A 22,536-nucleotide genomic window follows, 5' to 3' on the forward strand; every position below is an offset into this window, starting at 1 on the left:
TATTTGTTATTATTTATGTTTTTTTGTTTTAGGTGCTGTTTCTGTAGTTTCCAGTACAGGTTGATTTTTCTTTTCTAAGTAACCTAAGTAGATAAATAAACAAATACCGATGATGATGACAATCAAGCTAGTCATTTGCGCAGATTTTAAGCCTAATGTTAAGTCTACATAGTCACCGCGCAAAAATTCAAGGAAGAATCTAGCTGTAGAATAGAGAATCGCATAAAGCACGAATACTTGACCTTTAGCATGTTTAAAAGAGCTAAATAATAGGAGGGCTACAAAGATAAGAATGTCGATTTGACCTTCCCAGATTTCGGCTGGCCATAATGGTTGATTGCCGTAGGTGCGATGAGCCAACGTGCTTTCAGGATAGAGAATACCAAAATTACCGCCCGTAGGATGACCAAAGGCATCGCCATTTAAGAGATTTGCCATACGGCCTACAGATTGTGCCAAAATCAATGCTGGTGCGAATAAATCGGCAAAGGCCCAAAAGTCGATATTATTTTTACGTAAGTACCAATAGCCTGCAATGGTGCCAAGAACGACACCGCCTTGAATGGCCATACCACCTTGCCATACAAAGGGGATTTCTAATAAATGATTGCCATAGTAGTGCCAATCAAAGAAGAACACATCCCATAATCTGGCACCAATGAGACCCGCTACGGCAACAGTAATAGAAAAGTCGATGATATGTTCATGCCAACCTCGTCCATCTTTTTTTAATAAAAAATAAGCAACAGAGGCACCACAGATGATAGCTAATGCTAACATGGCACCATAGGCTCTAATAGGGAAGTCCCCTATAAAAAATAGATATTGATGCATATAAAACTCCTTATGTGTTAACTTTTATTATATAAAGTAAATTATAAATTACATGTACCCTTCATGCAACAACTGAGATGAATTCTATATAATATGGTATAATATAGAGATTGAAATTATATCCCCTTATGGGCTAGCGTTAGGAGAGTTCATGATTCGTAAATCTACTATTTTAAAATCCTTAACAGCTTTAGTAATGGCTGCATTATCCAGTACTGCAGTACAAGCTGAGGTATTGGTTCCCATTGACCAATTCTTAGCAAACACAACACGTCATTACGAAGCTAATCAATATAAAACATCCTATACAGTGTATGTACCTCAAACAGAGTTACAAGGAAATGCTGTTGTTTTAAATCCTGCTGCCGTTGGTGAACCTGTAAAATTGCCAATTACTAGTAAAAATGGCATGACCTATGTCGATATTGAGTCTGATCCAGCTATGCTCGGTGTGAGCTATACAAAGGTCAATGGTCAATTAACATTAGGTCCTGCACCGCAAGCTTCTACGGTAAAAGCTCCGTATACAATGCAAACACCATTGTCTTGGGCCTTTGATCCATGGCCAACACAGGGGACTCCATATCAAGCAAAACTGAATACTAGTGGTGATAATATCATTTCTCCAAGCTGGTTCAAATTGCATAGCCTTGGCCTCGAAGCAAGTCCTAATGTAAGTATTGATTATGTTAACGATTATAAAAGTAAAGGTTACCACGTATGGCCTTTGATTACGAATCGATTTGATCCTGGCTTTACCAGTGGCATCTTAGCAGATCAATCTGTATGGAAAAAATATGCTCATAACCTTGTGCAATATGCCTATATTTACGGATTTGATGGGTATAACTTTGACTTTGAAAATATCGATTATGCCGACCGTGATCGTTTAACAGCGTTTGTAGCATATTTATCGAATCATTTACATCAATACAATATTAAAACATCCATTGATGTAACTGGTTATTCTGATAGCCCAGAATGGTCCTTAGTATATAACCGCAGTGCCTTTGCTAATTCCGTAGACTATGTAGTTCTCATGGCCTATGACGAAACATGGGCTAAAAGTACAACAGCAGGTCCTGTAGCAAGTTATCCATGGGTTCGCAACCATACAGAAAAAATGCTTTCTGAAGTACCATCTCAAAAATTGGTGCTTGGTGTACCATTCTATATGCGCTTATGGCATGATACTAATGGTTATGCAAAAGGCGAAACTTTGGCTATGAAAAACACAGGTAGCTATTTTGCAAATTACAAAGATAAAATGACTTGGGATGATCGATTAAAACTATATTATTTATCCATCCCCACTGGCTCTGGTTCTGACCGTATCTGGTTTGAAGATAATACGTCTTTAGGTTTGAAACTAGATCTCGTAAAAGAATTACAGCTCGGTGGTTTTGCTGCATGGCGTAAAGGCTTTGAAGATGAAAGTACTATCGCTATGATTCAAGGTAAAGACTTAGGTCGTGGTATTCCTAAATCTCCTACAGCGGTTGTTTCTGAACCTGTAGTAGAAGAAACTAAGCCTTTAACTAAGCTTGAACAATATAAATTACGCCTAGAGGAAAAAGAAAAGGCCAAAGCTGCTAAAGCGGAAGCAAAACGTAAAGCAAAAGAAGAAAAAGAATTAGCTAAACGCAAAGCTAAAGAAGAAGCGCAGCAAGCTAAAGCGGAGAAAAAGCGTCAAGCCGAGGAGGCCAAGGCAGAGAAAAAGCGTATCACAAATTCTGTACAAGTAGTAAAACGCTAGAGTTTGACTGCTTTCATAGTAAGTAGTAAAATAAAAATATTGATTATAAAACGGCAACTAATGAGGTTGACTATATGAGGAGGCCCCTACATGAATGAAAAATATGTAGCCCAAGATATTGAGAAAAAGTGGCAACAGTATTGGGAAGATAACCATACATTTAAAACAGAATATGATGAATCCAAAGAAAAATACTATGTATTAGAAATGTTCCCGTACCCATCTGGTAACTTACACATGGGTCACGTGCGTAACTATTCCATTGGTGACGTAGTAGCTCGTTTCAAAAAAATGAAGGGCTTCAACGTGTTGCATCCAATGGGCTGGGACTCCTTTGGTATGCCTGCTGAAAATGCGGCTATCAAACATGGTATTGCACCTAAAACATGGACTCTTGATAATATCGAGAACATGAAATTGCAACAAAAAGCACTTGGCTTGTCCTATGACTGGGACCGTGAAGTTGCAACATGTAAAGAAGATTACTATAAATGGACACAATGGTTCTTCCAACAGTTCTATAAAAAAGGCTTAGCATACAAAAAAGAAGCTAAAGTAAACTGGTGTGAAACGTGCCATACTGTATTGGCGAACGAACAAGTTATCGACGGTGCTTGCTGGCGCTGTGATAACCCAGTTGAGAAAAAAGATTTGTCTCAATGGTTCTTGCGTATTACAGAATATGCTGATCGCTTGTTAACTGATTTAGACACTCTTGATCACTGGCCACAACGCGTTAAATTGATGCAAAAGAACTGGATTGGTCGTTCTGAAGGTACAGAGTTCTCCTTCGAAGTTCCATCCATTAACGAACGTGTATCTGTGTATACTACACGTGTTGATACTATTTATGGCGTAAGCTATGTAGTATTGGCTCCTGAACATCCATATGTAGAACGCCTTATTGAAAATGCGCCTAACAAAGCTGAATTGGAAGCTTTCATTACGCGTATGCGCAATATGAGCGATATCGATCGTACATCTACAGATGCACCTAAAGAAGGTATGTTTACTGGTTCCTATGCAGTAAATCCTATGTCTGGCGAACAAGTTCCAGTATGGATTGCAAACTATGTATTAGTAGACTATGGTACTGGTGCTGTAATGGGTTCTCCTGCACATGATGAACGTGACTGGGAATTTGCTCATAAATATGACTTGCCTATTAAACAAGTTGTTGCTTCTGAAGGCGAAGAATATAGCCTTGAAAAATGGCAAGAATGGTACCATGAAGATGGTATCCTAGTTAACTCTGGTGAATTTAACGGCCAAACATCTGAAGAGGCTCGTAAAAATATTACAGCTGCTCTTAATGAACGCGGCATTGGTGAAGGTAAAGTAAACTTCCGCCTTCGTGACTGGTTGATTTCTCGTCAACGTTACTGGGGCGTGCCAATTCCTGTAGTATATTGCGAAAAATGCGGTGAACAACTCGTTCCTGAAGACGAATTGCCAGTACGCTTACCAGAGGATGTTAAATTTGAATCTGGTGCCGTATCTCCATTGGCTACATCTGAAAGTTTCTTGCACACTACATGTCCTAAATGTGGTGGTCCAGCACGTCGTGAAACAGATACAATGGATACTTTCATTGATTCCTCTTGGTACTTCTTGCGCTATACAGATGCTAAAAATGACCAAGCTCCATTCGATAAAAAGATCGCTAACTACTGGATGAACGTAGACCAATATATCGGTGGTATTGAACATGCGATCTTGCACTTGTTATACTCTCGATTCTTTGTGAAAGTTATTCATGATTTAGGTCTTATCGAAGCTAACGAACCATTCCGTGGTTTGTTAACACAAGGTATGGTTCTTAAAGAAGGCAGCAAGATGTCTAAATCCAAAGGTAATGTAGTTTCTCCTGAAGAAATTATCAATACTTATGGCGCAGACACTGCCCGTTTATTTATTCTCTTTGCGGCTCCTGTAGATCGTGACCTCGATTGGTCTGACCAAGGTGTTGAAGGTTCTTACCGTTTCTTAGGCCGTGTATGGCGTATCGTTGATGCATACAACGAAGAAGCTAAGAAAAATGTAATTGGTGAACTTACAAAAGACGAATTCGCTTTGCGTCGTGAATTGCACCGCGTTATCAAAAAGGTAACAGAAGACCTCGATAACAACTTCAACTTCAATACTGCCATTTCTGCCATCATGGAACTTGTAAATGCTATGTACGCTCATAAGGATAAAGCTGAAACAATCAATAGCGCTTTGGCTAATGAATTGACTCATTCCTTATTACTTCTTTTAGCACCATTTGTTCCTCATATGACAGAAGAGTTGTGGCATGAATTGGGTGAAACTACATCCATCCACACTGAAAACTGGCCTGTATACGAAGAATCTGCCCTTGTAGTAGATGAAGTAGAAGTAGTATTACAAGTAAATGGTAAAGTTCGTGATAAACTTACTGTTTCCGTAAATATTACGAAAGAAGAATTAGAAACAATGGCTAAAGAATCTAGCCGTGTTCAAGAGTTTACAGAAGGTAAAAATATTGTAAAAGTTATTTACGTACCAGGTAAACTTGTTAATATCGTTGTTAAATAATGATATTCTATTTGTTTAATACTGTAAGCCCCCAACTACATAGGTAGAAGGGGGCTTATTTTTAAGTGAGGTAATTATGGCAAAACGTAGCGATTATATTTCTTGGGATGAATACTTCATGGGCGTTGCCATTTTAGCGGCACAACGTTCTAAAGATCCTAATACACAAGTAGGTGCCTGCATCGTAAGCAATGACAATAAAATTTTATCTATTGGTTACAATGGTATGCCTTTAAATTGTAGTGATGATGATTTCACGTGGGAACGCGATACAGCAGATGATAATAAATACTTTTATACTGTACATAGCGAACTCAATGCCATACTTAATTATCGGGGCGGCTCTTTAGAAGGTTCTAAAATATATGTAACACTATTCCCTTGTAATGAATGTGCAAAAGCCATTATTCAAAGTGGCATTAAAGCTGTTATCTACCGAGATGATCTTTACAAGGATACAAAAGAGGTTAAAGCATCTAAACGGATGCTAAAAACAGCAGGTGTAGAAATTATTGAATATAAACCTACGGGACGTACTTTACATATTACGGTGTAACATGTGTTACTACTTGAAAACCCCTATCTACTATAAGTAGGTAGGGGTTTTCTTTATCTCAGTTACATAATAGGTTGTGGCCTAACAATTATACTTGTAAACGACCGTCAATCATAATATCAATAGCTTGACCATCACGAGTGTATCCCTTAATATTCATGCGTTCATGACCAATCATAAAGTCCACATGTGTTAAGGAGTGGTTAAGGCCGCGTTCCTTTAATTCCTCTTCAGATAAACCATCGCTGTTTTTTAGGCATGTAGGATAAGATGCACCAATTGCTAAATGGCAGGACGCATTTTCATCAAATAATGTTTCGTAGAAGATTTGGTTAGATTGGCTAATTGGGCTGAAGTGATCCACTAATGCTACTTCGCCAAGGTAGTGGGAGCCTTCATCAGTTTCTACTAATTCTTTTAGAACTTCATAACCTTCTTTGGCTGTATATTCAACGATTTTACCTTCTTTAAACGTGAATGAAAAATCTGAAATCGTATTGCCATGATAAATTAATGGTTTTGTGCTGTACACAACTCCATTTACACCATTATATTGAGGAGCAGAGAAAACTTCTTCTGTAGGAATATTAGCATTGAAAATAGTACCATCTTTAGATGATTCTTCCCCACCTAGCCAGATATGGCCTTCTGGTAATTCTAATAAAAGGTCGGTGCCGTTATCACAAGTGTAACGCAACGATTTTAAGTCTAATTTATTCAATGCTTCACAGCGGTGACGCAATTTTGCCATGTGATGACGATATGTATCTTTCGGTTCAATACCTTCAATGCGACAAAGTTTTAATAATGTTGCCCATAATTGATCGATTTTTTCTTCGTCAGTACCTTCATAGCCAAGTAAATTTGCCCATAGAACGGTCGGTACAGATGCAACACACCATGTAACAGAAGAGTTCATGATAGCTGTGTGATAGAAGGATAATGCTTTATTTAAATTGCGAGACTGTAAGGAAATACGATCTGTTGGGATACCTTCTAATGCTTTAGGATTAGCACTGATCAAAGATAAAAATGCTGCCTTATCATCGATGTATTGTTTGTAGAATTCAGGAATCCAGTTAGCAGGTTTTTCTAAAACAGACTCGTTAGCATGTAATAAACGTTGACGAGCGATAGGGGAACATCTCCAGTTAAGAACAACCTCCTTAGCACCTAGTTCATATGCTTTTTCAGTAACGATTACTGCAAAGTCTTTATTTTCTACATCAACAGAAATAACTAATGTTTGATCTTGCTGTAAATTTACGCCGTACTTTAGTAATGTATAGGCGTATTTTTTTAATGTTTCTTGATTCATAAATACTCCTTTTATTCGACATCAATTATAAAAGTCCTGCATATGTGACTAATAGAGTCAACGATAGGACTTTACTATTTTATAGGGAAATCCTTCAGTAGGAGGTGCACTATGAAATATAAATTGAAGCCGTATATGACAATTATATTAATCCTATGTATTTTAGTAGGAATTTATTTCCTATGGCCTATTATAACAGATGAAAGCGATTCTGTCCTTGTTGAAGGGGGAGTAGATGGAAATTCTTCTATATCAAATGTAGCAGACATATCCAATAAACCGATTGCTTATATTACGGGTGCCGTAGTTTCACCTGGTCTATATGAGCTTGAAAATTCTGCAACAGTAGGCGATGTTATCAAGCTAGCAGGAGGACTGTTACCGTATGCAGATGTAGAGTCTATTAATATGGCTAAATCAGTTACCGGAGGAGATCATATCCACGTAGTATTTAACTTTCACGGAAATCCTGAAGCATTATTGCGTGGTAATAAGATAAATATTAATACCGCCACTGCTAAAGAACTAGATGCGTTGCCCGGCATTGGGCCTGCTATGGCAAAGAGAATTGAAGAGTATCGTTCACAAAAGGGTCCCTTTACATCTGTTGAAGGCATCAAGGGGGTGAAGGGCATTGGTGACGGCCTATTTAAGAAGATTAAAGACAAAATTACAATTTAGTCATCAAGATAGCAACAATGATGGACACTTCCATGATGTAAATGATATTAATGGGAACAGTAAGGTTTTAACCCATAGCCTATGGGCACATACTATATTGGGTTCTATAATAGTGGGTACAATATTAGGTTATAGTCAGTATTATCCAGTACTTAATCAGATGCGATACATCTTTGCTATTGGGTTAGCTATTATAGTTGTAGGTGTTTTCAAAGCATTTCAATCGTCTAATAGATGGCATTTACTTAGCAAGGTAATCAGTTTAGTCATTGTTTTAGTTGGTTTATCTTATTATCAAACAGATTTACGGATTGTAAATTTTAATAGTTATACATCATATTATTTACAACAAGAAGGGGAATATCTTTGTACGGTTGTAGAGGCTCCTGAAAAAGTAAATTTGAATGGACAGGAGTATTACAAATATACTATTGAAATCCATGGTCTACATCCCTATAAAGATACTGCAAAAAATGACTATATTAAAGCACAGGGGCGTTTGCAGGTATACTCAAAGGTATCTACTACGAACTATCCCATACGACTAGGAGAATATGCAATTATTGAAGGTACACCAAAGCCCTTATTTCTCATTGAAGAGGAAGGTCGTATTAATCTTAGAGGCCGATATATGAGTTCTAATACAAGAGGTCGAATCTATGATGGTGTATATCGCTCTGCTAGTAACAAAGATTTACAAATGTTCCGCCATCAAGACACATTTGTGGGAGAACTATATAGGAAAGGCCTATTAATTTCTGGTGTATTACGGGAATCTATAGATAAACATATTGGAGATAATCTAGAGGGACCAGAAAAAGTATTAGCTCAAGCCTTAGCTTTAGGTGGTCATTATAGTGAGCTCGGAGAAGAACAGATGAAGGATTTCTCCTATACCGGCCTTATCCATATTTTATCCATATCAGGTTCACATATTGCTTTGTTGTTAGCACTTGTGTATGGGTTGGGACGACTTATTAAATTAAGAAAGCGTACATGCTTAATTCTTGGTATTATAGTTGCTTGTATATATTGTGGTATTGTAGGCGGCGATGCACCTGTTGTACGTGCTACGATGATGAGCATACTCATGTGTATGGCCTATATAAAGGGACGATTATACCAGGCTAAACAAGCCTTATGTATATGCGCTATATTATGTGTCATATATGATCCGTTCTCCTTGTTTGATGTGAGCTTTCAACTGTCCTTTGGGGCAACTTATGGCTTACTCATATGGGGAAAGGTATTATATGAGCGAATACAGTGGCTACCAAGATGGATAAAAACACCGCTAGTATTATGTGTATCTGCACAGTTATTAATTTTGCCGTTACAGCTCTATTACTTTCACTATATCAGCATTGCTAGTTTGCTAGCAGCATGTATAGTAGCGCCCTTATTAGATATATCTATAATTTTAATTTTTGTAAGTACTCTAGTCAGTTACGTACTTCCTATATCGCTAATGTGGTCTTTAGTAGACGTACTATTGCGAATATCCTTATATTTAAATCATGTGTTAGGACATAGTGGTAGTCTACTATGGCTTGGCATGATGTATCCTTATTGTGCTTATCTATATTATGTGCTATTAGGCTTATTTACGTACTTTTTGACGCATAGAAAAAGATATACTGTACCTGTAGTCATATCTTTATCTTTAATGATGGTAACCTTTGGTACGTCCTATTATGTTACGCATCATCACCAGGAGACATTAGTTCATTATATTCCAATGAAGCAATGCAATGTATTACTTTGCATAGAACCTAATCATGAAGGGGCTCATCTATTAATTGATGCGCCAGACCATATTAAAACGACGCCTAATGAAAGGCTTGTTAATCAAGCTATAAGGGCATATGGTGTGAATCCTAAAGTTGTAAAGGTAGACTACTTTCATAGTAACGGATCTGCAAAAACAATATATAAAAATAGTATGAAAGAAATCGATGTATATAATGGACAAAGAGGAGAAAAAAATCTAAAATTAAATGATAAGATTAATACATTATTTATTACGAGTCGATCTAGTTCAATGAATGAAATTGGCAGATTACTGCCGCATAATATAGTTCTATTTGGCAGTCCACATGGGGCTTTACGCGATGTGGATCCATCATCAGAACATATGTATATTATGGGGTACAGTTTTATCGATGATATGTATCTGTGAAAGGAGGATGTATGGCTGAAATTAAACTCATCTATGGCGATGAGCCACAATTAATTGAAGAAGAAAAACGCAAGTTTCTTAGTGCCTATCCTGACCTTCCAGTGACCGTATTAGATGATGAAGCTGGTCCACAGAAGATAAGTGAAAAACTATGTGAAGATTCTCTCTTTGGCGATCAAAAGGTATTCTGTTTAGTTAACTTGCCTATTATTCGTAAAAGCGGTAAAAATAGTGATGCCTGGGTTCCATTGTATGAACTCCTTATGGAATATAATGGGGATAATCCCATCCTTTTGATTTATCATGATATGATTGATAAACGGATTAAACAGAATAAAGAGATTCTGGATAAAATCCCAAATCATCAATGCAAGCGCCTTGAAGGGGCTGACCTAGTGATGTGGATTCGTAAATATTGTACATCTAATGGATTTAAAATGACTCCTGATGCACAAGAATATGTAGCTCATCTCATCGATTTGTGGCAAGATGTACCAGTTTCTTTTATGAGAACCGAATTTGACCGTTATTTCTTGCAAATTACAGGGGAAAAAGTCATTACCAAAGAATTCCTTGAAGAAAATGGCAGTGACTATGGAGCTAAAAATATTTTTACCTTTAAAGAGGCGCTGTTGAAACGAGATATTGATACATTGCTTGAATTATTTCCGTTTATGTTCGGCTATAAAGAATTAGATCGTGCTATGAGCTATATTGAGGGGCAGTTACGTTTGCAGCTACTGGTTAGCGAATGTCGCCAAGCGGGAATGTCTGTTCAAGCCATACAAAACTTATGTAAGGATCATGATTCGTCATTTAAACCATATCCGATTAAGTTGGCTTACGAAGCAAGTGCTAGAATTTCAGTTAAGGCCTTGCGAGCTTTATTAAAAGGGCTCTATGAGATTATTTTAGATAGTCGAAGTAGTAAGGGCGATATTTGGCGATTTAGAGATTTATGTATTACCTATTGTGGGTATAAAGGATAAAAATGAAAGTACGTTATCGTGTTGTACCAAAACAGAATAAGAAATCATCCTTCTATGTAAACTGTCATAGCCAACATGTGACGATACAAGCTGCAGATTCTGCGTTTTCTACATTGCTTAGTTTGCGTGAAAGATTATCTGCATGGTATAAGGAAAAAAATATTTCTTTTGATAATATTCCAACGAATACAGATACAGCTTGTTGTTTCGCCTGGAAGGTAGATACTGAAACAGGGGAAGGCTTAGATACCTATTATTATGGTGGTGGCTGTGGTGCTGGTGAATGGATTGAAGCGGCAGAAGCGCAACGGGAAGCTGAAGAGGCTAAAAACCAAGCGCCTAGAGGTAAGTCTTTTGCTGGCTATGATCATGAAGATGACTATGCCGAGTTTGATGATGATTTTGCACCCTTCGTTGAAGCTGTAGAACTTGGTTATTTTAATAATAGTCCAGTCGTTGTTTCTCGACCTAATCAAACAGCGGCAGCGTCTAGTGGTAATGATACAGTGGCATCTGTTAGTAGTGCGCCTAAAACAAGTAAAGGTTTTGCTCCTAAAAGTGCTACAAAATCTACTGCTAAAGGTAGTGAAGGGGATGGAAAATACCCTCGTCGTGCACCGAAGGATGCTCCTACTGATGAAGGAATGATTTTAGGGCCTAAAATTGAGGGAGTTACCTCTAAAATTATGGGCACTTTGGATACGCTTAGTGTTATTTTTGAAGGTGTATTTGTTGGTCTAGATAAACGTGATACTAAGACTGGTAAAAGTATCGTTAACGGTAGTATTGTAGACGATACGAATAGTATCAAATTCATCAAGTTTACAAACAGCCCTGAAGAAGGGGATGCGCTACTTAAACAATTAAAAGGTTTACAACGTGTACGCGTACAAGGTAGCGTCAGCTTTGATGATCGATTTGATAAGGATTATATCTTATCTATTCGAAGTATTGAAGCTATGGAAACTAATAGCGTGGAGCGCACTGAAAATCGTCCAGACTCACGTGTAGAGCTTCACTTGCACACTAAGATGAGTGATAAGGATGCCCTTGTATCTGTTAAAGACCTATTTAAAACAGTAAAAAAATGGGGTCATCCTGCGGTAGCTATTACAGATCACGGCGTTGTACAAGCCTTTCCAGAAGCCCAAGCTCTTGGTAAAGAGTTGGGCGTTAAGGTTATCTACGGTGTAGAAGGTTATCTCATTGATGATGAAATTGTTGCTCGTGATGAAGAGCCTGTAGTAGATAAGAAGAAGAAAAAAGAAAAAGATAAACGTTACCATATTATCTTATTAGCTAAAAATATGGTAGGTTTGCGCAATCTGTACAAGATGATATCTATTTCTCACCTTGAACATTATAAGGTGAGACCTCGTTTGCCTCGTTCTGTTATTGAAGAACATCGTGAAGGCATTATTATAGGCTCTGCTTGTGAAGCTGGTGAACTTATGCAATCCATTGTTCGCGGTGCTACAAAGGAAGAACTATTAGAGATTGCATCTTTCTATGACTATCTTGAAATTCAGCCACATACAAATAATATGTTCTTGGTTCGTAAAGGACTTATGCCAGATGAGCAAGCCCTTATCGATATGAACAAAACGGTTATTGAATTAGGGGAAGCATTAAATAAGCCTGTTTGTGCAACGTGTGACGTTCACTATTTAACGCCTGAAGAGAAAATTTATCGTGAAATCATGTTAACTGCCTGTGGTTATCCAGATGCAGATGAACAACCAGATTTACATTTACGTACCACCGATGAAATGCTTGAATCCTTCCCTTATTTAAGTGAAGAAAAAGCTTATGAAATAGTTGTTACCAACACTCGTGCAATCAATGATAGCATTGAAGATATTAAACCAGTTCCAGATGGCACATATTCTCCAAAGATCGAAGGTGCTGATGAAGCTTTCACAGAAATGTGCTATCGAAATGCGAAAGCTATTTATGGTGATCCATTGCCACGTGTTGTACAAGAACGTTTAGACTATGAATTGGATTGTATTATCTCCAATGGTTATGGTGTATTGTATTACATTGCGCATAAACTGGTAAAAAAATCTCTTGATGATGGGTACCTCGTAGGTTCTCGTGGTTCTGTAGGTTCTTCCTTTGCAGCAACCATGTCTGAAATTACCGAGGTAAATCCATTACCGCCACATTATGTATGCCCAAACTGTAAATATTCAGAATTCTTTGAAAAGGGCGAATACGCAGGTGGTTTTGACTTGCCTCGTAAAGACTGTCCTGAGTGCGGTCATGCGCTACAAACTAACGGACATGATATTCCGTTTGCTATCTTCCTTGGTTTCGAAGGTGATAAGGTTCCAGATATCGATCTTAACTTCTCCGGTGATTACCAAGCAAAGGCTCACAAATATACGGAAGAGCTGTTTGGTCGTGACAATGTATTTAAAGCGGGTACTATCGGTACTATTGCGGATAAAACCGCCTTTGGTTATGTTAAAAAGTACGCTGAAATAAGAGATATTCAAGCTCGTAGTGGTTTCTTTGAACATCTAGCAAAAGGTTTTACAAACGTAAAGAATACTACTGGTCAACATCCAGGTGGTATTATGGTATGTCCGCGTGACATGGATGTGCATCACTTTACACCGATTCAGCATCCTGCGAATAAGAAGGAAAGTGGCGTATTAACGACACACTTTGACTATCACTCCATCGAAGGGCGTATGACTAAGCTCGATATTTTGGGCCATGATGATCCAACAATCATTCGTATGCTAGAGGATTTGACTGGTATCGATGCTAAAACTATTCCGTTTGATGATCCTCGTACTTTAAGTCTATTCTCCTCTACAGAGGGTATTGGCTTAACACCTGAGCAATTACAAGGTGACCAAGTAGCTAGCTTGGCCGTGCCAGAATGTGGTACGAAATTCGTACGGGGCATGCTTGAAGACTCTCGTCCTCAAACATTCTCCGACTTAGTACGTATATCTGGTTTCTCTCATGGTACTAACGTATGGCTCGACAATGCACAAGACCTCATCAAAAATGGTACTTGTAAGTTGAACGAAGCCATCTCTACTCGTGATGACGTAATGAACTTCTTAATCCATCGTGGTATGGATCGAAAGCACAGCTTCTTCGTTATGGAGAACGTACGTAAAGGGAAGGGCATTGAAAAACGGAATAAACAAGGTCAAGCGACGACTGAGTTTGAAGCAGAAATGCGGGAAAATAACATTCCTGAATGGTTCATTGAATCTTGTAAAAAGATTTCTTATCTATTCCCACGGGCCCATGCGGTAGCTTATGTAATGATGGCCTTCCGCATTGCCTGGTTTAAGGTATATCATCCATTGGCATTCTATGCGGCATACTTCTCCATTCGGGCAAAGGCCTTTGATTTGCGCATTATGACGGGAGACCTTAAAACGCAAATGACTGAGTTTAACCGTATTAAGGCTCTTGATCGAGCAGCCAGTCCTAAAGATAAGGATCTTATGAGCGCCTTAGAAGTATCTATGGAAATGTACCAACGAGGCTATCGATTTATTAATGTAGATATTCAACACTCCGAAGCTAGACGTTTTAGTATTAAAGATGGTGCTTTATTGCCGCCATTCTTGGCTATCGATTCTTTAGGTGAAACGGTAGCTGATGCTATTGTAGCGGAACGAGAAGAACGTCCGTTTACTTCTCTAAAAGACTTGCAACGTCGTTGTAAGGTATCTAACACCATCATTGATCTTATGAAAGAACTCAAATGCTGTGGTGAACTACCTGAAGACGAACAAATGTCACTCTTTGGAGCATAACTTAATACAAGATTAGACTTAAATACAAAGTAAGCACTATACCTGAAAACAGATATAGTGCTTATTTTTGTATATTTTGCTACAATACAATTAAGATATATTATTTGTACTAGGGAGTGTTGTAATTTGACAAAGGAATGTAAAAATAAATCTGTGGAGATAGAATTTTGGGATATTGAGTCAGAGGATATACCTGAACTAGAAGAATCAGATATTCCAGGTGTATACTTTAATGAATTTCGAGAGTATGTAGATGAAAATGGTAATGTATTATCTCCATCAGATCTTGATGCAATACGGTATAAAGATGATTACGAGGACGATTATTATAGATAGAAATTATTAGAGTGTCATATTTATATTGTTTTTATTTTGTAACGAGTTGGTTAATTATGAGAGTTCCAATATATGAAGCTGTAGCTCACTATAAAAAGAATAATGAGTTACCTTATACAGAGTATTTTGGTCTAGGCTTTTATTCTAAATTATCATTAGCAGAAAAAGCATTAACTGAGTCAAAAAATTTGATAGGTTTTTCTGATTTGGCTGATGATTCATTTTCGATAACAACTCATTATTTAAATGATTGTGCTCATATAGGTAATGAAGTTAGTTATGAAATAATAAACAATAAAGTTTATGGTGTTTGGTATGATTATGATATAGATGATTATTATACATGTTCAGGATACATAGGTTTATTTAGTACTTTAAAATATGCAGAGAAAGCAATAGAGTGGTATAAAACCTGGGATATATTTAAAGTATATGGCATAGATTGTTTAGGAATAGATACTATCACTCTTAATTTAAGGGGATGGACTGAAGGTTTTATAACAGTATATGATTAAAATTAATTTCAAAAAGAGGTGTCATCAAATGATGACACCTCTTTTTTGAAAGTTTTGCAGTTTGTTTATTTTGGCAGGTTTTGTAAATTTGGCAGATTTAGTATAGAGATTTATATTTCATCCAGTTTGTTTTGGCCATTTCTTTTAGTTCTGTACCGCGGCCATCAAGGATTGCATTGATCAAGTATTTGCTGAAGCCTTTAGCTTGTTGGTAGGCAATTTTAGGAGGCATAGCAAGTTCTTGTTTGTCTACGCGAACATTGACGATAACGGGACCATTATGGTTGAGAGCTTCCATGATTTTTTCGTCTACTTCGCTAGAGTTTGTAATGCTTACACCTTTGATGCCTGCTGCTTCAGCGAGTTTACCAAAGTCTGGGTTTACAAAGTCCGTAGCATAGTCTAGGTAGCCAGAAGCTTTCATTTCCATGGCGATGAAGCTAAGTTCTTCGTTGTTGAATACAAAGATTTTAACTGGTAAGTTAAGTTGTTTCAATGTTAACATTTCGCCCATCATCATTGTGAAGCCACCATCACCGGAGAGGGAAATGACTTGACGATTAGGACATGCATTTTGTGCACCGATAGCATGCATCATAGCATTAGCCATAGAACCGTGGTTATAAGAACCTAAGATACGACGTTTGCCATTTGTTTTTAAGTGACGCGCAGTCCAAATTACTGGAGTACCTACGTCAAAGGTAAATATAGCATCATCAGCAGCTAATTTATTAAGACGATTTACAAAGTATTGAGGATGAATTGCGACACCATCTGGTTCAGGTACAGCATAGCTGTCTAAGTCACCTCTAAATTTAGTATATGCTTTGCGTACAGTGTCGATAAATTCAGTATCACCACGTTGACCTATAAGAGGTAATAATTCATTCAATGTATCTTTTACGGTACCAATAATACCTTGAGTAAGTGGTACACGACGACCTAATGCACTAGGATCTCTATCAACTTGGATTACCTTTGCATTCTCTGGGTAGAAAGGTCGGTAAGGGAAGTCAGTACCAAGCATAACGAGTGTATCGCATTGCTCAATCGCACGATAACCAGATGTATAGCCTAATAGACCTGTCATACCTACATCATATGGGTTATCCCATTCAACCCATTCTTTACCTCTAAAAGCATGTACAACCGGTGCTTGTAGGCGTTTAGCTAACTCTATAACTTCATCATGTGCACCTTCACAGCCTGCACCACAGAATAGGGTAATACGTTTACCTGTTTCTAAATGAGCTGCCATTTCTTCAATATCATCGCGTTGTGGAACGATATGAGGTAAACGAGGTGGTGTCCATACAGGTAATTCATCAATTTCCATTTCCATTACTGCCACGTCCCCAGGAAGGACGATAACGGCAACATCTTGATTACCAACAGCGGCATTCATAGCACGGAAAAGGATTTCAGGCATTTGTTTAGGATTAGATATAAGCTCACAGAAGCAAGAGCACTCTTTGAATAAATTTTCTGGATGAGTTTCTTGGAAATAATTTAATCCTACTTCAGATTGTGGAATATGAGACGCTATAGCCAATACTGGAACTCGATTGCGATGACAATCGAATAGGCCATTAATTAAATGCAAGTTACCTGGTCCAGAGCTACCAGCACATACAGTTAATTTATGAGTTAAGGATGCTTCAGCACCGGCAGCAAAGGCTGCTGTTTCTTCATGTCGCACATGCTCAAAGACAATCTTACCATTGCGACGTAAACTATCGTTTACGGAGTTTAAACTATCGCCAGTGATACCGTAAATGCGTTCGATACCCGCATTGGCTAAGACTTCTATAAGTACATCAGAAATTCGTTTTTTTGCCATATTATCACCTACATTTAATAAATAATATCAATTAAGTATAGTTGTTAAAACCATATAAATTTATATTAGACCTATTTGTCATCTTATTATGTGATAAATGTTACTATTTAGTGTATACATGGTTTATATATGTTTATATTGTTAATATATTTGCAATCTAAAAAATAGAAATATAATAATAGTTATTTTATTATAGGTACATTTTTTTAATATCTTTTCTCAATACAAAACTCTTATTCTTGCATAACCCTTATAAAAGTGTTACTATTAATTCAGAAAGAAAATAGATGAGTCTTTGGGGATAGGTGAAATTCCTTACCGGCGGTATAGTCCGCGAACCTTTTAGGTATGAATCGGTGCAATTCCGATACCGACAGTATAGTCTGGATGAGAAAAGACGAAGCACATTTGACGTGCGTATTTATGATTACCCAAGGACTATGTATATAGTCCTTTTTTTATTGAGGTGATATGGTGGATGACGTAGCATATATGAAACGCGCCATTGCACTGGCAAAATTAGCCACAGGTCACACTTCGCCAAATCCTTTGGTTGGTGCCTTAGTGGTTAAAGACAATACAATAATCGGTGAAGGTTATCATCATAAAGCTGGTACAGCTCATGCTGAGGTTCATGCCTTAAACCAAGCTGGTGATAATGCTAAAGGTGCTACTTTATATGTAACATTAGAGCCATGCTCTCATTATGGTAAAACTCCACCTTGTGCGCTGCGTATTATCGAGGCTGGCATAGCTAAAGTCGTAGTAGGTAGTACAGATCCTAACCCACTAGTGTTTGGAAAGGGCATGGATTTACTCCGTGAAGCAGGCATAGAGGTTGTTTGTCCCGTATGTAGTGAGGAATGTGCTGAATTAAATGAGCATTTCTTTACGTATATACAGACCGGCAAACCTTTTGTAACTATTAAAAGTGCTATGTCACTAGATGGTAAGATTGCTACTTTTACAGGTCAATCCCAATGGATTACAAATGAGTCCTCCCGCCGAGATGGACATGTACTGCGTGCCACACATGATGCTATGCTCGTTGGTATAGGCACAATTTTAGCAGACAATCCTCAATTAAACTGTCGTTTAACTGAGACTGAATTATCTGAGGCTTTATTAGATACGAGCATACTTGATGAGCCCATACATGTTCATCAGCCAGATGTAATTATCTTGGATAGTCTAGGAAGAACGCCTACTAACAGTCAAGTTTTTGACGTAGAAAATCGGAAGGTTCACATCTTTGTATCTAAAGGCTGTCCAAAGGAGCGAATTCAAGCTTTAGAAAAGGTAGGTGCCATTGTTACGGTTGTAGAATCTATTTCTACACGTAAAAGTAAAAGTACAGATATCGTAATAGATATTAAAAAACTATCTATTGATGATATTCTTACGAAGTTGGGCGATTTTGGTTATACTTCATTATTAGTTGAAGGTGGCTCTGCCATTATAAGTTCATTTGTAGAAACATTGAACTTTGATAAGGTTGTTACTTATATAGGTAATACTATAATCGGTGGAACAGAGGCTACACCTGCTGTAGGTGGTCGTGGCTTTGAAAGTTTAGAAGCTTCACCTCAATTAACTTTCACAAAAACTAAAGTATTAGATAATAACATTCGCATCGAAGCGTATCGTCAAGGAAGGAGGGGCGCTTATGTTCACGGGAATCGTTGAAGAAATTGGCCGTGTAGAGAGCATTAAAAAGGGCCCTAAATCCTTAGCCATAACAATTCGGGGAAATAAAATATTTAGCGATTTAAAAATAGGTGACTCTGTAGCTGTAAACGGCGTATGCTTGACGGCTACAACGATTGGTAATGGCATCTTTACAGCTGATGTTATGCCAGAGTCAATCAAGATGACTACTTTTACAAATTTGAAAGTTCATCAACCTGTCAACTTAGAGCGTGCTATGCTCGCTAATGGTAGATTTGGTGGTCACATTGTGGCAGGTCACGTAGATGGGACAGGCCGCATTATTAATCGGGAACAAACGGATAATGCCATTATTTTTACAGTAGAGGCCTCTAAGTCCGTTATGGATTACGTTATTTATAAGGGTTCCATTACGATCGATGGAATTAGCCTCACCATTATGCGACGAACGGACAGCAGTTTTTCCGTATCTATTATTCCACATACCTTGGGTGAAACAATTTTAGGCTCTGCCCATATTGGTACGGAGGTTAATTTAGAAACGGATATCGCTGGTCGATACATTCGTCATTTTATGAATCTTGGTAGTGAATCTACCGAAGATAAACCTAAGAAATCTATGCAATCCCTCTTAGTAGAGAATGGATTTATATAAAGAGTAAGGAGCGTTCCTATGAGCGAACAATTACATTCTATTACAGAGGTCTTAGAAGACCTTAAAGCTGGTAAACCTGTTATTATTGTTGATGATGAAAGCCGTGAAAACGAAGGCGATCTTATCATTGCTGCTGAGTTTGCTACACAAGAAAATATTAATTTTATGGTTAAATACGCGCGCGGTATCGTATGTACGCCTATGCGCCGTGAAGCTTTAGAAAAACTTGGCATTCCTGCTATGGTTGCTAAAAATACAGATAATCATGAAACAGCTTTCACTGTTACTGTTGACCATGTAGATACTACAACAGGCGTATCTCCAGCAGAACGTGCTTATACAATTCAAAAATTACTAGATCCTAATGCTAAACCTGAAGACTTCCGTCGTCCTGGTCACGTGTTCCCTTTAGTATATAAAGAGGGTGGCGTTTTAGTACGCCAAGGTCATACTGAAGCTTCTATCGACCTTTGCCGATTAGCAGGTCTACAAGAGGCAGCTGTAATTTGTGAGATTACAAAAGATGACGGCGATATGGCACGTCTACCAGATCTTATGAAATTTGCGAAAGAACACGATTTAAAAATTGCTTCCGTAGCAGAGCTTATCGAATATCGTAAACAGCATGAAGACATGGTTGAACTTGGTGCTTGTTCTAAATTACCTACTAAGTTTGGTGATTTCAATATCTTTGTATTCAAAAATGAATTAGATAAAAAAGAGCATTTAGCTATTGTTAAAGGTGATGTGCAAAACTGTAGCGATGTGCTTGTACGTATTCACTCTGAATGTTTAACTGGCGATGTGTTTGGCTCTAAACGTTGTGATTGTGGCGAACAACTAGATAATGCGCTACGTGCTATCGAAAAAGAAGGCAAAGGCGTTGTAGTATACATGCGTCAAGAAGGCCGAGGCATTGGCTTAACAAATAAAATTAAAGCCTATGCATTACAAGAGCAAGGCCTAGATACTGTAGAAGCAAATGAACAATTAGGTTTTCCTGCAGATATGCGCGAATATTCCTTGGCTGCTCAAATTATCCGTTTCTTAGGGATTAAGAGTATTAGATTGTTAACAAACAATCCAGAAAAACGTCATGGCTTAGAACATTGGGGTATTGATGTCACTAGTCGTGTACCGCTCATTATTGCAGCTAATAAATTTAATGCAGGGTACTTAAAGACAAAAGAAGAAAAAATGGGTCATATGTTAGAAGACTAATCATTTAGTTTTACTTAACAAATTGCTCGTCACATAAGAATTTCCCTTACTGGAATATAGGAGGTCAACATAATGAAGGTTCAAGAAGGTAATTTACTAGGTAGTGGTAAAAAGTTTGCTATTATCGGTTCACGTTTTAATGAGTTCATTACTTCCAAATTAATCGGTGGCGCTGAAGATTGCTTATTACGTCACGATGTAAAAGAAGAGGATATCACTGTTATTTGGGTACCAGGTGCTTATGAAATTCCATTGATTGCTAAAAAAGCTGCTTCATCTGGTCGCTTCGATGCGGTTATTTGCGTTGGTGCTGTTATTCGTGGTGCTACTACTCATTATGACTATGTATGTAATGAAGTATCTAAAGGTATTGCTCATGTTTCCTTAGAAACTGGTATTCCTGTTATGTTCGGTGTAGTAACTACTGAAAATATTGAACAAGCTATTGAACGTGCTGGTACTAAGGCTGGTAATAAAGGTTATGATTGTGCTATGGGCGCTATCGAAATGGTTAACCTTATCGATCAATTCTAAGAAGACTATTAAAAACACTCAGTATCCTATGGTACTGGGTGTTTTTATAATATCGAAAATATGTTCTTTTACATTGAAAGTAATCTAGACGAACATATATTCTCTATAATTTGAAATGTAATTCTATGACATGATATACTATATAAGCACATAAAAGTGCAGTTTTAAACTTTAATTACTAATAAGGAATGATAGAATGGATTATATAAAACGTTTTACTACCCGAGAAGGGGTACGTATGTCTTTAGCGGTAACAACGGATACTGTTGAAACGGCTCGTGTACGTCATGATTTATGGCCTGTCGCAACGGCTGCTTTAGGTCGCGCTATGACGGGGGCCATTTTATTAGCTGGTGATTTTAAAAATCATGAAAATGTAAGTTTGCGTATTAAAGGCGATGGCCCTCTAGGCGTTGTTCATGTAGATGCTTTTGCAGATAATACGGTTCGTGGCTATGTAGATGAGCCACATGTAGATGTACCTTTAAAACGAGCTGGTAAGCTTGATGTAGGTGCTGCTGTTGGACATAATGGTGAAGTACAAGTTACTCGCTTTACTCAACTAGCACAAGATTATACCTCTACAAGTCCAATTCAAAGTGGTGAAGTAGCAGAGGATTTGGCCTACTATTTATATGCCTCTGAACAAGTACCTTCTACTATTAGCTTGGGTGTATTGGTAGACCCAGATTATCATACAGTTGTAGCTGGTGGTTTTATCGTACAAGCTTTACCAGATGCTACAGACGAAGCATTAGCACAAGTAGAAAAGAATATTAACGAACTTGGTCCTATTACAGAATATTTAAAAGCTCATCCAGATGGTAAGGGTCTAATGGAACGCGTTCTTGATGGCTTAACTGTGAATGAAGTATATAATGAACCAATTCACTTCCAATGTCGTTGTGGACGGGATCGCTTTGGTGCCGTACTTATGACATTAAGAGAAGAAGATAAACAGGCTATTTTGGAAGATGAAGTAACAGAGCTTGTTTGTCACTATTGTAATGAAAAATATCATTTCACACGTGAAGAGTTACAAGATATGTTTGCTCCTAAAGGTCCAATTCAATAAAATCTATATAATATGCAGAAAAAATACAG

The 22,536-nt window shown here is 37.7% G+C and carries 17 protein-coding genes and 1 riboswitch; of the genes, 14 read left to right on the forward strand and 3 right to left on the reverse strand.

Annotated elements, in window-relative coordinates:
• Positions 1 to 9: 9 nt before the first annotated feature.
• Positions 10 to 834: a prolipoprotein diacylglyceryl transferase gene (gene lgt, locus ACWTVK_RS02095; RefSeq protein ID WP_456045791.1), complete on the reverse strand. Its 825-nt coding sequence runs from the start codon at positions 832 to 834 to the stop codon at positions 10 to 12.
• 151 nt (positions 835 to 985) lie between these two features.
• On the opposite strand from lgt, the gene ACWTVK_RS02100 reads away from it, so the two are divergent.
• The 3 genes from ACWTVK_RS02100 (at position 986) to ACWTVK_RS02110 (ending at position 5,705) form a co-directional block, all read left to right on the forward strand.
• A complete protein-coding gene (locus ACWTVK_RS02100; protein WP_456045792.1) occupies positions 986 to 2,590 on the forward strand; it encodes a glycosyl hydrolase family 18 protein in 1,605 nt (534 codons plus the stop codon).
• Positions 2,591 to 2,680: 90 nt separating this feature from the next.
• Complete coding sequence (leuS, locus tag ACWTVK_RS02105) at positions 2,681 to 5,149, forward strand: leucine--tRNA ligase (RefSeq protein ID WP_456045793.1); 2,469 nt, start codon at positions 2,681 to 2,683, stop codon at positions 5,147 to 5,149.
• A 76-nt stretch (positions 5,150 to 5,225) separates the two neighbouring features.
• A complete protein-coding gene (locus ACWTVK_RS02110) occupies positions 5,226 to 5,705 on the forward strand; it encodes a deoxycytidylate deaminase (protein ID WP_009352594.1) in 480 nt (159 codons plus the stop codon).
• Positions 5,706 to 5,793: 88 nt separating this feature from the next.
• Here the strand turns inward: ACWTVK_RS02110 and ACWTVK_RS02115 are convergent, their stop codons facing one another.
• Complete coding sequence (locus tag ACWTVK_RS02115; protein ID WP_456045795.1) at positions 5,794 to 7,023, reverse strand: aminopeptidase; 1,230 nt, start codon at positions 7,021 to 7,023, stop codon at positions 5,794 to 5,796.
• 111 nt (positions 7,024 to 7,134) lie between these two features.
• Here ACWTVK_RS02115 and ACWTVK_RS02120 point away from each other — a divergent pair, with 111 nt between their 5' ends.
• The 6 genes from ACWTVK_RS02120 (at position 7,135) to ACWTVK_RS02145 (ending at position 15,514) form a co-directional block, all read left to right on the forward strand.
• Positions 7,135 to 7,704: a helix-hairpin-helix domain-containing protein gene (locus ACWTVK_RS02120; protein ID WP_456045796.1), complete on the forward strand. Its 570-nt coding sequence runs from the start codon at positions 7,135 to 7,137 to the stop codon at positions 7,702 to 7,704.
• Positions 7,661 to 9,883: a ComEC/Rec2 family competence protein gene (locus ACWTVK_RS02125; RefSeq protein ID WP_456045797.1), complete on the forward strand. Its 2,223-nt coding sequence runs from the start codon at positions 7,661 to 7,663 to the stop codon at positions 9,881 to 9,883. Before ACWTVK_RS02120 ends, ACWTVK_RS02125 begins: the two co-directional genes overlap by 44 nt.
• An 11-nt stretch (positions 9,884 to 9,894) precedes the next feature.
• A complete protein-coding gene (holA, locus tag ACWTVK_RS02130) occupies positions 9,895 to 10,872 on the forward strand; it encodes a DNA polymerase III subunit delta (protein WP_456045798.1) in 978 nt (325 codons plus the stop codon).
• Between the two features lie 2 nt (positions 10,873 to 10,874).
• Positions 10,875 to 14,663, forward strand: a complete 3,789-nt coding sequence (locus ACWTVK_RS02135) for a PolC-type DNA polymerase III (protein WP_456045799.1) — start codon at positions 10,875 to 10,877, stop codon at positions 14,661 to 14,663.
• A 126-nt stretch (positions 14,664 to 14,789) separates the two neighbouring features.
• The gene (locus tag ACWTVK_RS02140; protein WP_456045800.1) at positions 14,790 to 14,999 is read left to right on the forward strand and encodes a hypothetical protein; all 210 of its coding nucleotides are present in this window, start codon (positions 14,790 to 14,792) and stop codon (positions 14,997 to 14,999) included.
• Between the two features lie 56 nt (positions 15,000 to 15,055).
• Positions 15,056 to 15,514 carry a hypothetical protein gene (locus ACWTVK_RS02145; RefSeq protein WP_456045801.1) on the forward strand — a complete coding sequence of 153 codons (459 nt, stop codon included), beginning with the start codon at positions 15,056 to 15,058 and terminating at the stop codon, positions 15,512 to 15,514.
• Between the two features lie 97 nt (positions 15,515 to 15,611).
• On the opposite strand, the gene poxB is transcribed toward ACWTVK_RS02145, so the two are convergent.
• On the reverse strand, positions 15,612 to 17,354 hold the full coding sequence (poxB, locus tag ACWTVK_RS02150) for a ubiquinone-dependent pyruvate dehydrogenase (protein WP_456045802.1): 1,743 nt from the start codon (positions 17,352 to 17,354) through the stop codon (positions 15,612 to 15,614).
• A 287-nt stretch (positions 17,355 to 17,641) separates the two neighbouring features.
• Positions 17,642 to 17,757, forward strand: a riboswitch (FMN riboswitch).
• 68 nt (positions 17,758 to 17,825) lie between these two features.
• Here poxB and ribD point away from each other — a divergent pair.
• From ribD to hslO, 5 genes are all read left to right on the forward strand, one after another.
• Complete coding sequence (gene ribD / locus ACWTVK_RS02155; protein WP_456045803.1) at positions 17,826 to 19,040, forward strand: bifunctional diaminohydroxyphosphoribosylaminopyrimidine deaminase/5-amino-6-(5-phosphoribosylamino)uracil reductase RibD; 1,215 nt, start codon at positions 17,826 to 17,828, stop codon at positions 19,038 to 19,040.
• Complete coding sequence (locus tag ACWTVK_RS02160; RefSeq protein ID WP_456045804.1) at positions 19,021 to 19,677, forward strand: riboflavin synthase; 657 nt, start codon at positions 19,021 to 19,023, stop codon at positions 19,675 to 19,677. Before ribD ends, ACWTVK_RS02160 begins: the two co-directional genes overlap by 20 nt.
• 18 nt (positions 19,678 to 19,695) lie before the next feature.
• Complete coding sequence (locus tag ACWTVK_RS02165; RefSeq protein WP_438320119.1) at positions 19,696 to 20,898, forward strand: bifunctional 3,4-dihydroxy-2-butanone-4-phosphate synthase/GTP cyclohydrolase II; 1,203 nt, start codon at positions 19,696 to 19,698, stop codon at positions 20,896 to 20,898.
• Between the two features lie 72 nt (positions 20,899 to 20,970).
• Positions 20,971 to 21,432, forward strand: coding sequence for a 6,7-dimethyl-8-ribityllumazine synthase (gene ribH, locus ACWTVK_RS02170; protein WP_456045805.1), 462 nt, complete (start codon positions 20,971 to 20,973; stop codon positions 21,430 to 21,432).
• Positions 21,433 to 21,628: 196 nt separating this feature from the next.
• Positions 21,629 to 22,507: an Hsp33 family molecular chaperone HslO gene (gene hslO / locus ACWTVK_RS02175; protein ID WP_456045806.1), complete on the forward strand. Its 879-nt coding sequence runs from the start codon at positions 21,629 to 21,631 to the stop codon at positions 22,505 to 22,507.
• The last annotated feature ends 29 nt before the right edge of the window (positions 22,508 to 22,536 follow it).

It is taken from the genome of Veillonella sp. Ser01, assembly GCF_053850375.1.

Coding starts and splice junctions, on each gene's coding strand:
- hslO (WP_456045806.1), top strand. CDS start 21,629: ATGGATTATATAAAACGTTTTACTACCCGAGAAGGGGTACGTATGTCT.
- ACWTVK_RS02165 (WP_438320119.1), top strand. CDS start 19,696: ATGAGCGAACAATTACATTCTATTACAGAGGTCTTAGAAGACCTTAAA.
- poxB (WP_456045802.1), bottom strand. CDS start 17,354: ATGGCAAAAAAACGAATTTCTGATGTACTTATAGAAGTCTTAGCCAAT.
- ribH (WP_456045805.1), top strand. CDS start 20,971: ATGAAGGTTCAAGAAGGTAATTTACTAGGTAGTGGTAAAAAGTTTGCT.
- ribD (WP_456045803.1), top strand. CDS start 17,826: ATGGTGGATGACGTAGCATATATGAAACGCGCCATTGCACTGGCAAAA.
- ACWTVK_RS02110 (WP_009352594.1), top strand. CDS start 5,226: ATGGCAAAACGTAGCGATTATATTTCTTGGGATGAATACTTCATGGGC.
- holA (WP_456045798.1), top strand. CDS start 9,895: ATGGCTGAAATTAAACTCATCTATGGCGATGAGCCACAATTAATTGAA.
- ACWTVK_RS02145 (WP_456045801.1), top strand. CDS start 15,056: ATGAGAGTTCCAATATATGAAGCTGTAGCTCACTATAAAAAGAATAAT.
- ACWTVK_RS02120 (WP_456045796.1), top strand. CDS start 7,135: ATGAAATATAAATTGAAGCCGTATATGACAATTATATTAATCCTATGT.
- leuS (WP_456045793.1), top strand. CDS start 2,681: ATGAATGAAAAATATGTAGCCCAAGATATTGAGAAAAAGTGGCAACAG.
- ACWTVK_RS02115 (WP_456045795.1), bottom strand. CDS start 7,023: ATGAATCAAGAAACATTAAAAAAATACGCCTATACATTACTAAAGTAC.
- lgt (WP_456045791.1), bottom strand. CDS start 834: ATGCATCAATATCTATTTTTTATAGGGGACTTCCCTATTAGAGCCTAT.
- ACWTVK_RS02135 (WP_456045799.1), top strand. CDS start 10,875: ATGAAAGTACGTTATCGTGTTGTACCAAAACAGAATAAGAAATCATCC.
- ACWTVK_RS02160 (WP_456045804.1), top strand. CDS start 19,021: ATGTTCACGGGAATCGTTGAAGAAATTGGCCGTGTAGAGAGCATTAAA.
- ACWTVK_RS02100 (WP_456045792.1), top strand. CDS start 986: ATGATTCGTAAATCTACTATTTTAAAATCCTTAACAGCTTTAGTAATG.